Genomic DNA, 13,527 nt, shown 5'->3' on the forward strand with positions numbered 1-13,527 from the left:
CACCCCAAATTCCCCGGCAAATCCGCGCTCGAGGTCATCCTCTGCACCCTCCACGCCGGCGGCAAGTTCAACGCCAAGGCCTACTCCACCTCCGGCGGCCTCAACGGCGTCGGCTCCTCGGTCGTCAACGCCCTCTCCGACCTGATGGTGGTCCAGGTCGCCCGCGACCGCGAGCTTTACGAGCAATCCTTCTCCCGCGGCATCCCCCAGGGTCCCGTCGAGAGGCTCGGCCCCACCCAGAACCGCCGCGGTACCACCGTCACCTTCCACCCCGACCCGGAGATCTTCGGCCACCAGACGTTGAAACCCGCCCGCCTCTACAAGATGGCGCGGTCCAAGGCCTATCTCTTCTCGGGCGTGGAAATCCGCTGGAAATCCGCTGTAAACGACGGCGAGACCCCGCAAGAGGCGACCTTCCACTTCCCCGGCGGCCTTGCCGACTTCCTGAACGAGAGCCTCCGCAAGGTCACCACCTACTCAGAACGACCCTTCGCCGGACGGGTAAGCTTCGAGGAGAAATACCAGGTCCCCGGCTCGGTTGAATGGGCGATCAACTGGACCCCCGCCCAGGACGGCTACCTGCATTCCTACTGCAACACCGTCCCCACGCCGGAAGGCGGCACGCATGAGGCCGGGTTCTGGGCCGCGATCCTGAAAGGCATCCGCGCCTATGGGGAACGCGTCAAGAACCGCAAAGCCGACCAGATCACCCGCGACGACCTCCTCACCGGCGGCTGCGCGCTCCTCTCGATCTTCATCCGCGAGCCGCAGTTCGTCGGCCAGACCAAGGACCGGCTCTCGACCGAGGAAGCCGCCAAATGGGTCGAAAACGCCGTCCGCGACCATTTCGACACCTGGCTCGCCGCCGACCCGAAATCCGCCGGTGCGATCCTCGATTTCCTCGTCCTGCGCGCCGAAGAACGCCTGCGTCGGCGTGAGGAAAAGGAAACCCAGCGCAAGACCGCCACCAAGAAACTGCGCCTGCCCGGCAAACTCACCGACTGCTCCGCCAAGAACCGCGAAGGGACGGAGCTTTTCATCGTCGAAGGCGACTCTGCCGGCGGCTCCGCCAAGGGCGCCCGCAACCGAGAGACGCAGGCCCTCCTCCCCCTCAAGGGCAAGATCCTGAACGTCCTCGGCGCGGCCTCCGCCAAGCTGAACGAAAACGCCGAAATCCGCGACCTGTGTGAGGCGCTTGGCACCGGCATGGGTACCCGCTTCAAGCTCGACGACCTGCGCTATGAAAAGATCATCATCATGACCGACGCCGACGTCGACGGCGCGCATATCGCGAGCCTGCTGATGACCTTCTTCTTCACCCAGATGCGCCCGCTGATCGACAAGGGCCACCTCTACCTCGCCTGCCCGCCCTTGTATCGCCTGACCCAAGGCGCCCGCCGGATGTACGTCGCCGACGATGCCGAGAAAGAGGCGTGGCTGGCGAAGGGCCTCGGCGGCAAAGGCAAGATCGACGTCCAGCGCTTCAAGGGCCTGGGCGAGATGGACGCCAAGGACCTGAAGGACACCACGATGAACCCCGCCACCCGCAAGCTGATCCGGGTGTCGATCGATGAGGACGAACCGGGGGACACCTCCGACCTCGTGGAGCGCCTGATGGGCAAGAAGCCGGAGCTACGCTTCCAATACATCCAGGAGAACGCGCGGTTTGTGGAGGAGCTGGATGTGTGATTGCATTCTACCCCTGCCAACGCCTGAAACTTCAAACCCTGGCTCATAGGCAGATGGTACATCGTGCGCCCAATTGACCGTATAAGAGCGTTGCACAAGCTGGTTCAGGCGACCCGCAAGACAGTCGTGGTCGACGTCGGCGCAAACCCCTTCAACGGCACGCCAGTCTACGCTCAACTGCGCAAATCGGGCGTGGCGCACATCATCGGCTTCGAACCGCAACCCGAAGCCCTGGAAGCCCTGGTAAAGGCCGCTGGCCCTAACGAAACCTACTTGCCCTATGCGATTGGCAAAGGTGCGACCGAAACCCTGCACGTGACGAAGAACAGCGGTCTGGTATCGATTCTGGAGCCGGATCCATGGATTGCCAGATACCTCAATCCCTGGTGGCGCCGCGCCATCGAAGTGCATCAGCGCGTTCCGATGGAAACGCACCGCCTCGATGATCTTGATGAAATCGAGCAAGTCGACTTTCTCAAGATCGACATCCAAGGCGGGGAATTGGCTGTCTTCCAGAATGCCAGGAGCAAGCTTGCGACCGCAGCCCTTGTTCAGACTGAAATTCCGATAGTCCGCTACTACAAAGATCAACCCTCGTTCGGTGCGATCCAGGAAGAACTCGAGGCGCAGGGATTCCTGGCGCATAAGATTGTGGAGACAAGTGCGCATCACCTCGGCTATCCGACAGACCTCGCGGAAAAGCTGCCTATCAAGCCTTCTCAAGCCACGGTTGCCGACATCGCCTTCCTGCGCAGCCCGGTCAGCATGGAAAGCTTGTCCGTCGATACGCTGCAACACATGGCGATTCTTGCCGATGCAGTTCTCCATTCCTACGATCTGGTGTTCCGCTGCCTTGGCGAACTCGTCCGGCGAAATGTGGTGCAGTCCGGTGATACAGCGGATTATGTGGCATTGCTCCGGGGAACGGTTTTCAGGAAAACTCGGGAATAGGAAGCAAAGGGTGGGCGCCAACCCACCAAACTCGCCCTCCCCGTCAGATTTGCTCAAGGCAAATCTGACCGCGCCGTCCCTTCCGGCCCTCGGCAGCGGCCTCGGGCATTCGGTGGGAAAACGGTCCACAGGACTGTTTGTCTCATCCGTCTCACCCCTGCGTGCCGCTCGCGGTCAGCTTCGCACCCCGTCGGACAGGCGCCTCCTCACAGTCCTCGCGGGTGTGCTTGGGCGTTCGACGTTCGGTCCAGATCACCCCACCGCCACCGCCACCGCCGCGAAATGCAGCCCCGCCGCCACCGCGACAAACCCGTGCCAGATCGCGTTCTGGAACCGCAGCCGCTCCCAGACATAAAATCCCACCCCCGCCACATAGGTCGCCCCGCCCGCGACCAGAAGCCAGAGCGACACCGCAGGCAGCGCCGCCGCCACCGGGCCGATGGCGATGATCCCGACCCAGCCCAGCATCACATAGGCCAGGATCGACAGCCGGTCATAGCGCCCCGGCAGCACCACCTTGACCAGGATGCCGAGCGCCGCCCCGGTCCAGACCACCGCCCCCAGCGCCCAGGGCCAGGCGCCCGCCAGATGCGGGATCACGGCGGTATAGGTCCCGGCGATCATCACATAGATCATCGAATGGTCGAACCGACGCAGCAGCCATTTCAGCGCCGAAGGGGGCGTCATGTTGTAGGCCAGCGAAAAGCCCCACATCAGGAAGAAACCGCCCGCATAGACCGTCAGCGCCGCGAAGGTGCCGATCCCCGCAGTCTGAAGCCCGTGGAACAGGAGAAGCGGAAAGGCGATCAGCCCGGCCAGAAGCGCCAGCGCATGCACGATCCCGTCGGCCAGGAGCTCGCCCAGCGAAAGCTCGCGTTTCAGCATGCGGTAATGATCGGCTTGCAGGGTCATGGCGTCAGTCTGGCAGGCAAATGTTGCGAAAGCATGACCTGACTTTGCCACAGCGCAGGCACGCTCGAAGCCGTGACGTGGCGTCACGCCCGGCGGACGGCCCAGAGCAACCCGCGTCGCATCAGTTCGGCCGCCGGGCCGTGGTCGATCACCGCTTTCTGGTGGCCAAGCGCGTTGTAATAGACCCGGCCCGCGCCGTAGCCCTTGGTGAACACGACCGGCATCGCCACCGGCCCGTTCACCGCATGGGGGCCCGCCACCACCGGAAAATCGCAGACGGCATGGACCTTTACCGCCGGGTCGACATGCAGGTAGTACTGTTCGGTCTTCACAACAAAGTCCCCGACCCCCGCCACCAGCGGGTCGTCCGAGAGGATCCGGACCCCATACTCCACCCCATCATTCCCCGGATGCGCCACCCACTGCGCGCCGGTCATGAACTGCCAGTCGACATTCTCGCGGAAGGCATCGCACATGCCGCCGTGACACCCCGCGATCCCGGTGCCCGAAGCCACCGCCGCGCAGGCGTTCAGGGCCTGCTCCTTGCCGATCCGCGACATGGTCCAGACCGGGACGATCAGGTCCATCGTCGCCAACGTCTTGGGATCATCGAAGCAGGACAAGCTGTCGGTGAGGTCCACCGCCATCCCCGCCTCGCGCAGCCAGCCCGCGAAAAGGGCCGCTACCTTGTCCGGCTCATGCCCGTCCCAGCCGCCCCAGGTGATCAGTGCCTTGCTCATGCCAATCCCCTTCGCTCAGGCCCGCCCGATGACGACATGGCTTGCACCCTCCCCCGCCACCTGCCGCGCGACCCGGTAGCCGAGCGCAGGCAGGTCAAGGCCCTGGATCACGGCCTCGCCGCGGCCCAGAAGCACGGGCGAGACGGCGAAATGCGCCTCGTCGATGTGTCGGCCCCGGAAGGCTTCGCGCAGGGTCGCGACCCCGCCACCCAGCCGCACATCCTTGCCGCCCGCCGCCGCCTTGGCCCGAGCCAGTGCGTCCTCAAGCCCGCCGGTCTCGAAATGGAAAGTGGTGCCGCCCGCCATCACCAGATCGGCCCGCGGGAAATGGGTCAGGACGAAGACCGGGCAGTGATAGGGCGGCTCGTCGCCCCACCAGCCTTTCCACTCCTCATCCGGCCAGGGTCCACGGATCGGGCCGAACATGTTGCGCCCCAGGATCCAGCTGCCGATGTTGCGGAAACCCTCGGCGGCGAAGCCCTCGTCCACGCTGTCGGCCTCGCCCCCGCCCGCGCCATGCATCGCCTGGAAGGTCTTCGTCCTGAACACCCAGTCGTGCAGCGCCATGCCGCCCTTGCCAAGGGGGTCGGCCAGTGACTGGTCCGGCCCCGCGCCGAAGCCGTCGACCGAGAGGGAAAAGCACCTGACGACAAGGCGGGACATGGGGGCCTCCGTTTGCCCGATCATAGCGGCGGCAGCGTCAGCGAGGCCAGCAGAAACCAGAGCGCTGTGGCGTACAGGAACGCCCGCTCGGCCAGCCCGAACCAGGGTCGCAAGGCGGGCGAGGTGGTCAGCACCACCGCCAGAAACGCGGCGCTGATGACCTGCTTCAGTACCTCATCGGCCAGCGAGCGCGCGCCTTCGTGCAGCAGCACCAGTTGCGGCGTCGCCTCGACCACGGCCATGTAGGCCGCGGCAAAGGCAAGAAGCGTCGCGGCCCGGTGCAGGTTGCCGCGGCGGCTGTGCGGCATGTCCTGCGGGTCGCTCTGCCAGAGTGCGATCCCCAGCCGTCCCACTGCCACCAGCCCCAGGTAAACCGTCACCGCGATCGGAAAGTCCGGATTGCCCGAAACATGGACCTGCCAGGCGAGGATCGGTGGCGCGATACAACCCGCGATCAGGTAGACCTTGAACAGCGAGGCCGTCCGCCCCAGTCCGTAATCGCTGATCGGGCGGGCAAAGGCGGGCTGGTCCCGGTTCAGGACCTGGAAGGCCAGGAGGAACAGAAGGTCTAGGAGGTAGAGCGCCGCCGCGACCTTCTCCATCGCCGCCGCCCTCAGCCGCCTGCGAAGGACAGGGCCGCGACGAGGAACCAGAGGGCGGTCGCGAACAGGAACAGCCGCTCGGCAATGCCGAAATACGGCCGAAGGGGTCCCTTCATGCTGACGACCACCGCCGCAAGCCCGATCATCGCCGCAAGATGCAGCGGCCGCAGCACGGGGGCTGCCCCAGCCAGAAACGGAGTGGCCTTGGCGATGGACATGTAGGCAAGGGTGAAGGTCAGGATCGCGAAGACCAGATGGATCCGCCCGGCCCTTGTCGGGGTGGCACCCGGCAGGTCGGTCGGAAAGACGCCGACGCCGACCCGCACCGCCGCCATGGCGACAAGATACCACGCGACGGCCTGCGGCACCGCCGGGCTGGCCATCCAGACCTCGCGGCCCAGCATCAGGGCCGCGACAGAGCCGACAACGACATAGACCCGGAAAAGCCTGGCCGTCCGGCCGACACCATAGTCCGACACTGCATTCGAAACCGGGCTGTAGTGCCGGTTCAGGACGTGAAACGACACAAGAAGCAGCAGGTTGACCGCGTAAAGCAGCGCCGTCAGTTGCGCCATCAGCGCCCCGCGTAGATCTGCGCGATGCGGTCGACGGCGGCTTCCGGGCTGACTTCCTCGCTTTCGCCCGTCCGGCGGCTGGTCAGCTCGACCACCCCGTTCGCCAGACCCCGCGGCCCGACGGTGATCCGCCAGGGCAGGCCGATCAGGTCCATGGTGGCGAACTTCGCCCCGGCCCGTTCGTCGCGGTCGTCGTAGAGCGGCTCCAGCCCCTTGGCCTTCAGCGCCTTGTACAGCCCCTCGCAGGCCGCATCCGCCGCCGCGTCGCCCTGCTTCAGGTTCACGATCCCGACCGGGAAAGGCGTCACCCCTTCCGGCCAGATGATGCCCTTGTCGTCGTGGCTCGCCTCGATGATCGCGCCCAGAAGGCGGGAAACGCCGATCCCGTGCGATCCCATCTCGACCGGAACCTTGGTGCCTTCCTTCGTCACGACTTCCGCGCCCATCGCCTCGGAATATTTGGTGCCGAAGTAGAAGATCTGCCCGACCTCGATGCCGCGCCCGACCTTGCGGTGCGCCTCTGGCACCTTGTCGAAGACGGCCGCATCGTGGGTTTCGTCGGTGCGGGCGTAAAGGGTGGTGAACTCCTTGCAGACATCCGCCACCTGGGCACGGTCATCATAGTCGATGTCGCGGTTGCCAAGCTTCAGCGCCGTGACCCGGTCGTCGTAGAAGACCTCGCTTTCGCCGGTGTTGGCCAGCACCAGGAATTCATGCGTGTTGTCGCCGCCGATGGGCCCACTGGCTGCCCGCATCGGGATCGCGGTCAGGCCCATGCGCTCGTAGGTCCGCAGGTAGCTCACCATGTGGCGGTTGTAGGCGTGCAGCGCGGCGTCCTTGTCGACGTCGAAGTTGTAGCCGTCCTTCATCAGGAACTCGCGCCCCCGCATCACGCCGAAGCGCGGGCGCATCTCGTCGCGGAACTTCCACTGGATGTGGTAGAGCGTGAGCGGCAGGTCCTTGTAGGACGACACATGCGCGCGGAAGATGTCGGTGATCATCTCCTCGTTCGTCGGGCCGTACAGAAGCTCGCGCTTCTGGCGGTCGGTGATCCGCAGCATCTCCTCGCCGTAGTCGCCGTAGCGGCCCGACTCGCGCCAGAGGTCGGCGGGCTGGATCGTCGGCATCAGGAGCGGGATGTGACCGGCGCGGATCTGCTCTTGATGGACAATCTCCTCGATCCGCCGCAGCACCCGGTAGCCGAGCGGCAGCCAGGAATAGATGCCCGCCGCCTGCTGCTTGATCATGCCGGCCCGCAGCATGTAGCGATGGCTGACGATCTGGGCCTCGGCGGGGTTTTCCTTGAGGACGGGGAGGAAGTAGCGGGAGAGACGCATGTCCGGGCCTTTGGCAATGAGGTCCCGCGTTTCCTAGCGGGTCGGGCGCGGGCAGGCAAGGTGCGAGGGGCTGTCCACAGGGGACAGGCGGACCGAGCGGCTTAAGGGGGCGTTGCGGATTGAGAGAAGCGCAGAAGCCCGACTACAGCCCGAGCGCCTTGCGCAGCGCCGCATTGGCACGGGTCTGCCAGCCCCTGCCATCGGCCTTCAGCCGCGCCAGCACGTCCCGGTCTAGGTACAGCGTGACCCGCTGCTTGCGCTGATCTTCCGGCAAGGGGCGGCGGCCGAGCTGGCCGGATTTCTGGAAGATTTCCACCAGTTCGGGAAAATCCCAGATCGTCTTGGCGCGGGCGAAATCCTCGTCGGTCCATTCGGGATTTTCGTCGTCCGGCTCATCGGGGCGCAGGCGGCGGAAGGGGGCCGGTTCTTCGGCCACGCCAGGCTGGGTGTCATTCATCATGGGTTTTCGGGCCATTTCCGGCGCTCCCTTGCATTTGCGCGGCGAAGGCTGATCACCCGCACCCCGCCCGCGCGCGGAGTGAAGGAGGTCATCAACGATGTGCGCGGTGTCGGGCGCCCGCACCCCGCCCGCGCGCGGAGTGAAGATCAGGACATGGAGCCGCCCGTCCAGCATCCCGATGGCCCGAAATCGCGGCTCGCCGTAGTCCCGCCGCAGGTCGGGCCGGATCTCTGCCGCCTCGAAGTCGAACCGGGCGACATCGGCAAAGTCGATGCCCCGGTCCTGCAGCGTGCGCTGGCGTTTGCCTTCGTCCCAGTCCCACATTCATGTGCATATATTAAATCGGCGAGTCCGGAAAGAGGATAGCCGGAGGATAGTTAACGAAAGGTGACGGATAGCCGCCCCGCCCTTGACTTCCCTTCCCTTACGCCCTCCCCTTCCCTCCATGCGCCCGCATGACAATCGCGCCTGGTTGCTGATCCTTCCGGCCCTTACGCTTCTGGGGCTTGTCGGCGCACTCCCGCTTCTTGCGGTGATCAACTATGGGTTCCATGACATCTTCACGCTGCAGGATGTCTACTGGGTCGGCCTGCAATGGTTCACCGACATCCTGCAGTCCGACCGCTTCCTCGCCTCGCTGGGACGAAGCCTCCTCTTTTCCACCCTTGCCCTGGCGATCCAGGTGCCCCTTGGGATCAGCGTGGCGCTCCTGCTTCTGAGCTATGGCAAGCGGGCGGTCTGGGGGCTGATGCTGGTGGCGCTGCCGCTGGTGGTGCCATGGAACATGATCCCGATGTTCTGGCTTGGGCTGATCGACGCGAAGACGGGCCTCCTCGGGCCGGGGCTGGCGGCAGTGGGGTTCGACTGGAAGTTCACCGGCTGGCACACCTGGACACTGATCCTGGCGGTCGACACCTGGCACTGGCTGGGGCTCGTGGTGGTCTTGGCCTATGCCGGACTATCGGCCATCCCGCCTGCCTACATGCAGGCCGCCGCGATCGACGGGGCTTCACGCTGGGCGGTGTTCCGCTTCATCCAGCTGCCGAAGATCGCGGGGGCACTGGCCATCGTCTTCCTCCTCCGCTTCGTCGACAGCTTCATGATCTACACCGAGGCTTTCGCGATCAACGCCGGGGGACCAAGCGACGCCACGCGCTTCCTGTCCCTGGAACTGGGGGAAGAGATAAAGGGCTTTTCCTACGGTCAGGCCGCCGCGCGGGCGACGCTGTATTTCCTGATCGTGCTGGCCGTGGTCTGGGCCTTCGTCGCCGCCACCCGGGAGCGCGAGGCATGAGGCATCTGGGCGTCGTGGTGCTGGCCACCTTCATCCTTTTGCCGCTGGTGCAGGCGATCCTTCTGAGTTTCACCGCCACGCTGCCGCAGGACGGCTCTGCCCAAGGCGCCATCGGGCTGATGAATTACCGCAGCGTGCTGGCGACGCCGGAGCTGCGCGCGGCGATGGTCAATTCCTTCATCTACGTCAGCCTGAACGTTGCCCTGTGCATTGCCCTGGGCCTGCCCACGGCCTATGCCCTGGCGCGCTATCGCTTCACCGGCGACCGGCATTTCCTCATGGCGATCCTGGTGTTCCGGGTGACGCCGCCGGTGGTGCTGTCGCTGCCGATCTTCATCCTCTTCAGCCAGTTCGGGCTGGTCAATTCGCCCGTCGGCATCGCGCTGGTGCATTGCCTCTTCAACCTGCCGGTGGCGATCTGGATCCTGGAAAGCTTCATCCGCGCCGTCCCGCGAGAATTCGACGAGACGGCCTATCTGGACGGCCATTCCGGCCCGTCCTTCTTCTTCCGCCACCTGGTCCCGCAGATTGCCCCGGGGATCGGGGTCGCGGCCTTCTTCTGCTTCATCTTCAGCTGGGTCGAGGTGGTCTTCGCCCGCATCCTGACGGTGACGGGCGGCAAGCCGATCACCATGGCGATCCAGGCGATGTTCAGTTTTCGCACCGACGTCGGCATGGTGATGGCGATGACCTGCCTGTCGCTGGTGCCGGGGGTGGCGATGATCTGGTTCGTGCGGAACCACCTGGCGCGCGGCTTCACGCTGCGGGCCTGAGGCATCAGGAGGCCTCGGCCACCTGGGTGGGGACGCCCTCGCCCAGCAGGTCTTCCACGAAGAAGGCGGCGAACTGGGCGCGCCCGGACACGCCCGCCTTGGAGTAGATCCGGGTCAGCTGCGCCCGGACCGTGCCCTGCGCAGCGCCGCGCAATTCGGCAATCTCCGCCACGTCGAGCCCCTTGAGTGCCAGAAATCCGACGTCGCGCTCGGCAGGGGTCAGTGCCCAGGACTGGAACTGGCGGTCGATCACGTCGGACAGGGCGCCGCGCGCCACGGCGAGCGCCTGGTCCTGCGCGCGCAGAAGCTCGATCGTGCGACGCAGCGCGAAGGCGCCGAACAGGATGCCGAGCACCAGCGTCCCGGTGACGAAGGCCTCGAAGATGAAATGCACCGAGCCGGGGTCCTCGCGCAGATCGCCGATGACGTCGCCGACGAAGAACACCGCAGCCAGCGTCTGGATCAGGAGGAAGATCGAAAGCGCCATCGTCTGGCGCCGCCCGGCGGACCGGATGTCAGGCGCACCCGTCATTTGCGCCTGTGGGCATCGCCCAGGATCATGGGCTTGACAAGGTTCCTCCGCATCGCCCGGCTTTCCAGTACCACCCCGGCAACATGCAGCGCTGCCAGGAACAACAACAGGTTTGCGGCCACTTCATGCACCTCTTCAGCCGTGTGGCGAAGGCCCTTGTCCTCGTCGTCCGAAGATTCGCCGTCGCTTTTCACGATCAAAGCAGACCAGTCGCCGGATGCAACCGCTGCCTTCTCGGCGGCCACCCGCATCGGTGTCGCGCCGCCGGTCAGGATCAGGCCGGTGGCCGTCACCACGGCAAGCGCCGCCCAGAATACATAGACCATCAGCGCCCCTGCCGGATTGTGCGACGAGTAGTATCCCGGCTGCCCGGACAGGAGTTGCCGGAGGTGGCGGGCGGCTGCGACAGGGTTCGGCGGGAAGGCCGAGAACCGCGCCTCGGCCGGGCCAAGCACCCCCCAGACCAGCCGAAGCAGAAGCAGCGCCATGACCAGCCAGCCCAGCGAGACATGGGTCAGGCTGCCGCCCTTTGTCACCAGCGCATTGAGCAGGACCGCGACCGCGACCCCCCAATGGGTCAGGCGCACGACGGGGTCCCAGAGGTCGGGAGGGGCGACGGGGGGCGCGATGCTGCGGGTCCGGGGGGAAGCCATGTCAGTCTTCCGACTTGATGTCAGCAACCTTGCCGGTCGCCGGGTCGATGTAGACTTCCATCGCCTTGCTGGTGGCGGTGTCGGTGCACTTGGCCTCGATCTTGCCGTCCTCGGCCTCGAACTCGTCCACCGGGCAACCGGCCTTTTCCAGCGCGGCCTTGGCGGTTTCCGGATCGGTGCCGATCATGTCGCCGACAACGGGCATCGCCATCGCGCCCATCGGCAGCGAGATGAATGCGAGGATGGAGAGAAGCTTCAGTTTCATGGTCTTGCCTTTCGCTTGGGCCTGCCGCTTTCGGGCTGGCCGGGCCGGGGCACGGCGCCCCGGATGCCGTTGCACTTCCCGGCTTTTCCGGGCGGGCGCCATCCCGGCGACGCTTACCGCCCCCCGCCTAAGCGCATGCTGACAGCGGCCTTTCGCCCGTCGCGCCCCTTGCGCGGGTGCGCGGGTCCGGGCGATATGGGGGTCAAAGGGAAGGAACCTGCTGATGGCGCTGCCGACTTCACACCAGCTTCGCTACTGGGGCATCGCGGCGGCGGTGTTCTTCCTGGCGATCTGGTTCCTGGGCGACGTGCTGCTGCCCTTCATCGTCGGCGGGGCGATCGCCTATTTCCTCGATCCCGTCGCCGACCGGCTGGAGCGGGCGGGCCTGAACCGCGCCGCGGCGACTGCGGTCATCTCGCTGGTCGCGCTCCTGCTGTTCGTGCTGCTGGTGCTGGCGGTGATCCCGACCCTGGTCGACCAGTTGACCGCGCTGGTCAATGCCGCGCCCGACATCGCCCGGAAATTGCAGAATTTCCTGCTGGAGCGTTTCCCGGACCTGGCCGATTCGACCTCGACCATCCGGCAGACCCTGACCCGGATCGGCCAGGCGATCCAGGAACGCGGCGCGGACCTGGCCGAGGGTGTGCTGACCTCGGCCCTGGGGGTGATCTCCATCGTCCTCTTCATCGTCGTGGTGCCGGTCGTGGCCTTCTACCTGCTCCTCGACTGGGACGACATGGTGGCGCGGGTCGACAGCATGCTTCCCCTGGACCATGCCCCCACGATCCGCCGCCTTGCGCGCGAGATCGACGCGGTGCTGGCGGGCTTCGTGCGGGGGCAGGTCTCGGTCTGCCTGGTGCTTGGCACCTACTATGCCGTGGCGCTGATGCTTGCGGGGCTGCAATTCGGCCTGATTGTCGGCGCGATTGCCGGGACGATCACCTTCATCCCCTATGTCGGCGCGCTGGTCGGTGGCGCGCTGGCCATAGGTCTTGCGCTGTTCCAGTTCTGGGGCGACTGGTTCCAGATCGGCATTGTCGCCGCGATCTTCGCGGTCGGGCAGTTCATGGAAGGCAACATCCTGACCCCGCGCCTGGTGGGCAAGTCGGTCGGTCTGCATCCGGTCTGGCTTCTGTTCGCGCTTTCGGCCTTCGGCACGGTCTTCGGATTCGTCGGCATGCTGATTGCGGTGCCGGTCGCGGCGTCCATCGGTGTGCTGACGCGCTTCGCAATGGAACGCTACCGGGCAAGCCTGCTGTATCAGGGCAAGGCGGGCCTGCCCACGCCGACGCCAAGCTTCACCACCGCACCCGAGGCGCCGAAGTCCAGGCGCAGCCGCAAGCCCGCGTCCGGCAGAGCGGATCCGGGCGCGTGAGCCGCCAGCTGGCCTTTGACCTGCCCAGCGCGGAAGCGATGACGCGGGAGCATTTCTTCGTCGCGCCCTCGAACGCGCTGGCCTTGCAGGCGGTGGAGGACTGGCGAAACTGGCCGGGGCGCAAATTGCTGGTCGTCGGGCCGGACGGGGCGGGGAAAACCCATCTCGCGCATGTCTGGGCCGCGCTGGCCGATGCGGTGATCCTGTCCGCCGAGGCGTTGGCCGCCGCCGACATCGCCTCGCTTTCCGGCCGGGCCGTGGTGGTCGAGGATGCCGACCGGATCGGGGCCGCCGAGGCACAGCTTTTCCACCTGCACAATCTGGTCACGACCACCGGCGCGCTCCTCCTGACCGCCCGTACACCGCCACGCGACTGGGGTCTGCACTTGCCCGACCTGGTCAGCCGGATGCAGGCCACGCCGATCGCGCATCTCGACGCGCCCGACGACGCGCTCCTTTCTGCCGTGCTGGTCAAGCTTTTCGCCGACCGGCAGGTGGCGGTGCCCGCGAATCTGATCCCCTATCTGGTCAGCCGGATGCCGCGCAGCATCGGTGCCGCCCGCGCGCTGGTCGCTGCGCTCGATGCCCGCGCGCTGGCACTGGGACGCCCGATCACCCGGGCTCTGGCGGGCGAGATTCTGGGGGAGGACTGACCCCGACCCCCGGGCCTCACTGGACAGTCTGCGGCCAAGCTGCCTAACTGTCG

16 protein-coding genes are annotated in these 13,527 nt (G+C 66.0%); 6 read left to right on the top strand and 10 right to left on the bottom strand.

Annotation, left to right across the window (positions count from 1 at the left end):
- Both JNL31_RS12260 and JNL31_RS12265 read left to right on the top strand, forming a co-directional pair.
- The coding region (locus tag JNL31_RS12260) for a DNA topoisomerase IV subunit B (RefSeq protein WP_294973614.1) at positions 1-1,689 on the top strand (1,689 nt) is incomplete at its 5' end.
- A 90-nt stretch (positions 1,690-1,779) separates the two neighbouring features.
- Positions 1,780-2,640, top strand: coding sequence for an FkbM family methyltransferase (locus tag JNL31_RS12265; RefSeq protein WP_294973615.1), 861 nt, complete (start codon positions 1,780-1,782; stop codon positions 2,638-2,640).
- Positions 2,641-2,892: 252 nt separating this feature from the next.
- On the opposite strand, the gene JNL31_RS12270 is transcribed toward JNL31_RS12265, so the two are convergent.
- The 7 genes from JNL31_RS12270 to JNL31_RS12300 form a co-directional block, all read right to left on the bottom strand.
- Positions 2,893-3,552, bottom strand: a complete 660-nt coding sequence (locus tag JNL31_RS12270) for a hemolysin III family protein (protein ID WP_294973616.1) — start codon at positions 3,550-3,552, stop codon at positions 2,893-2,895.
- Positions 3,553-3,635: 83 nt separating this feature from the next.
- Positions 3,636-4,292: a ThuA domain-containing protein gene (locus JNL31_RS12275; protein WP_294973618.1), complete on the bottom strand. Its 657-nt coding sequence runs from the start codon at positions 4,290-4,292 to the stop codon at positions 3,636-3,638.
- 15 nt (positions 4,293-4,307) lie between these two features.
- Positions 4,308-4,955: a dihydrofolate reductase family protein gene (locus JNL31_RS12280; RefSeq protein WP_294973619.1), complete on the bottom strand. Its 648-nt coding sequence runs from the start codon at positions 4,953-4,955 to the stop codon at positions 4,308-4,310.
- 20 nt (positions 4,956-4,975) lie between these two features.
- Positions 4,976-5,557: a DUF998 domain-containing protein gene (locus JNL31_RS12285; protein WP_294973620.1), complete on the bottom strand. Its 582-nt coding sequence runs from the start codon at positions 5,555-5,557 to the stop codon at positions 4,976-4,978.
- Positions 5,558-5,568: 11 nt separating this feature from the next.
- On the bottom strand, positions 5,569-6,132 hold the full coding sequence (locus tag JNL31_RS12290) for a DUF998 domain-containing protein (protein WP_294973622.1): 564 nt from the start codon (positions 6,130-6,132) through the stop codon (positions 5,569-5,571).
- On the bottom strand, positions 6,132-7,469 hold the full coding sequence (proS, locus tag JNL31_RS12295; RefSeq protein WP_294973624.1) for a proline--tRNA ligase: 1,338 nt from the start codon (positions 7,467-7,469) through the stop codon (positions 6,132-6,134). The genes JNL31_RS12290 and proS overlap by 1 nt, the downstream gene beginning before the upstream one ends.
- Positions 7,470-7,611: 142 nt before the next feature.
- Positions 7,612-8,253 carry a BrnA antitoxin family protein gene (locus JNL31_RS12300; RefSeq protein WP_294973625.1) on the bottom strand — a complete coding sequence of 214 codons (642 nt, stop codon included), beginning with the start codon at positions 8,251-8,253 and terminating at the stop codon, positions 7,612-7,614.
- Positions 8,254-8,374: 121 nt separating this feature from the next.
- Here JNL31_RS12300 and JNL31_RS12305 point away from each other — a divergent pair, with 121 nt between their 5' ends.
- Together JNL31_RS12305 and JNL31_RS12310 are read left to right on the top strand one after the other, a co-directional pair.
- Entirely contained in the window at positions 8,375-9,223 is an 849-nt protein-coding gene (locus JNL31_RS12305; RefSeq protein ID WP_294973627.1) for a carbohydrate ABC transporter permease, read from the top strand.
- On the top strand, positions 9,220-9,996 hold the full coding sequence (locus JNL31_RS12310) for a carbohydrate ABC transporter permease (RefSeq protein ID WP_294973629.1): 777 nt from the start codon (positions 9,220-9,222) through the stop codon (positions 9,994-9,996). Before JNL31_RS12305 ends, JNL31_RS12310 begins: the two co-directional genes overlap by 4 nt.
- A gap of 4 nt (positions 9,997-10,000) precedes the next feature.
- Here the strand turns inward: JNL31_RS12310 and JNL31_RS12315 are convergent, their stop codons facing one another.
- Genes JNL31_RS12315 through JNL31_RS12325 form a run of 3 tightly spaced genes read right to left on the bottom strand, consistent with a single transcriptional unit; the run spans position 10,001 to position 11,446 of the window.
- The gene (locus JNL31_RS12315) at positions 10,001-10,483 is read right to left on the bottom strand and encodes a helix-turn-helix transcriptional regulator (protein WP_294973631.1); all 483 of its coding nucleotides are present in this window, start codon (positions 10,481-10,483) and stop codon (positions 10,001-10,003) included.
- A 41-nt stretch (positions 10,484-10,524) separates the two neighbouring features.
- Complete coding sequence (locus JNL31_RS12320; RefSeq protein ID WP_294973633.1) at positions 10,525-11,181, bottom strand: cytochrome b/b6 domain-containing protein; 657 nt, start codon at positions 11,179-11,181, stop codon at positions 10,525-10,527.
- 1 nt (position 11,182) lies between these two features.
- Entirely contained in the window at positions 11,183-11,446 is a 264-nt protein-coding gene (locus tag JNL31_RS12325; RefSeq protein ID WP_294973635.1) for a PepSY domain-containing protein, read from the bottom strand.
- Between the two features lie 223 nt (positions 11,447-11,669).
- On the opposite strand from JNL31_RS12325, the gene JNL31_RS12330 reads away from it, so the two are divergent.
- Positions 11,670-12,821 (top strand): AI-2E family transporter, encoded by a 1,152-nt coding sequence (locus JNL31_RS12330; protein WP_294973638.1) that lies wholly within the window; start codon positions 11,670-11,672, stop codon positions 12,819-12,821.
- Positions 12,818-13,474: a chromosomal replication initiator DnaA gene (locus tag JNL31_RS12335; protein ID WP_294973640.1), complete on the top strand. Its 657-nt coding sequence runs from the start codon at positions 12,818-12,820 to the stop codon at positions 13,472-13,474. Before JNL31_RS12330 ends, JNL31_RS12335 begins: the two co-directional genes overlap by 4 nt.
- Positions 13,475-13,527: the final 53 nt, after the last annotated feature.

It is taken from the genome of Tabrizicola sp., from assembly GCF_016792905.1.
GTDB lineage: Bacteria > Pseudomonadota > Alphaproteobacteria > Rhodobacterales > Rhodobacteraceae > Tabrizicola.

Coding starts and splice junctions, on each gene's coding strand:
- JNL31_RS12270 (WP_294973616.1), bottom strand. CDS start 3,552: ATGACCCTGCAAGCCGATCATTACCGCATGCTGAAACGCGAGCTTTCG.
- JNL31_RS12275 (WP_294973618.1), bottom strand. CDS start 4,292: ATGAGCAAGGCACTGATCACCTGGGGCGGCTGGGACGGGCATGAGCCG.
- JNL31_RS12280 (WP_294973619.1), bottom strand. CDS start 4,955: ATGTCCCGCCTTGTCGTCAGGTGCTTTTCCCTCTCGGTCGACGGCTTC.
- JNL31_RS12285 (WP_294973620.1), bottom strand. CDS start 5,557: ATGGAGAAGGTCGCGGCGGCGCTCTACCTCCTAGACCTTCTGTTCCTC.
- JNL31_RS12290 (WP_294973622.1), bottom strand. CDS start 6,132: ATGGCGCAACTGACGGCGCTGCTTTACGCGGTCAACCTGCTGCTTCTT.
- proS (WP_294973624.1), bottom strand. CDS start 7,469: ATGCGTCTCTCCCGCTACTTCCTCCCCGTCCTCAAGGAAAACCCCGCC.
- JNL31_RS12300 (WP_294973625.1), bottom strand. CDS start 8,253: ATGTGGGACTGGGACGAAGGCAAACGCCAGCGCACGCTGCAGGACCGG.
- JNL31_RS12305 (WP_294973627.1), top strand. CDS start 8,375: ATGCGCCCGCATGACAATCGCGCCTGGTTGCTGATCCTTCCGGCCCTT.
- JNL31_RS12310 (WP_294973629.1), top strand. CDS start 9,220: ATGAGGCATCTGGGCGTCGTGGTGCTGGCCACCTTCATCCTTTTGCCG.
- JNL31_RS12315 (WP_294973631.1), bottom strand. CDS start 10,483: ATGGCGCTTTCGATCTTCCTCCTGATCCAGACGCTGGCTGCGGTGTTC.
- JNL31_RS12320 (WP_294973633.1), bottom strand. CDS start 11,181: ATGGCTTCCCCCCGGACCCGCAGCATCGCGCCCCCCGTCGCCCCTCCC.
- JNL31_RS12325 (WP_294973635.1), bottom strand. CDS start 11,446: ATGAAACTGAAGCTTCTCTCCATCCTCGCATTCATCTCGCTGCCGATG.
- JNL31_RS12330 (WP_294973638.1), top strand. CDS start 11,670: ATGGCGCTGCCGACTTCACACCAGCTTCGCTACTGGGGCATCGCGGCG.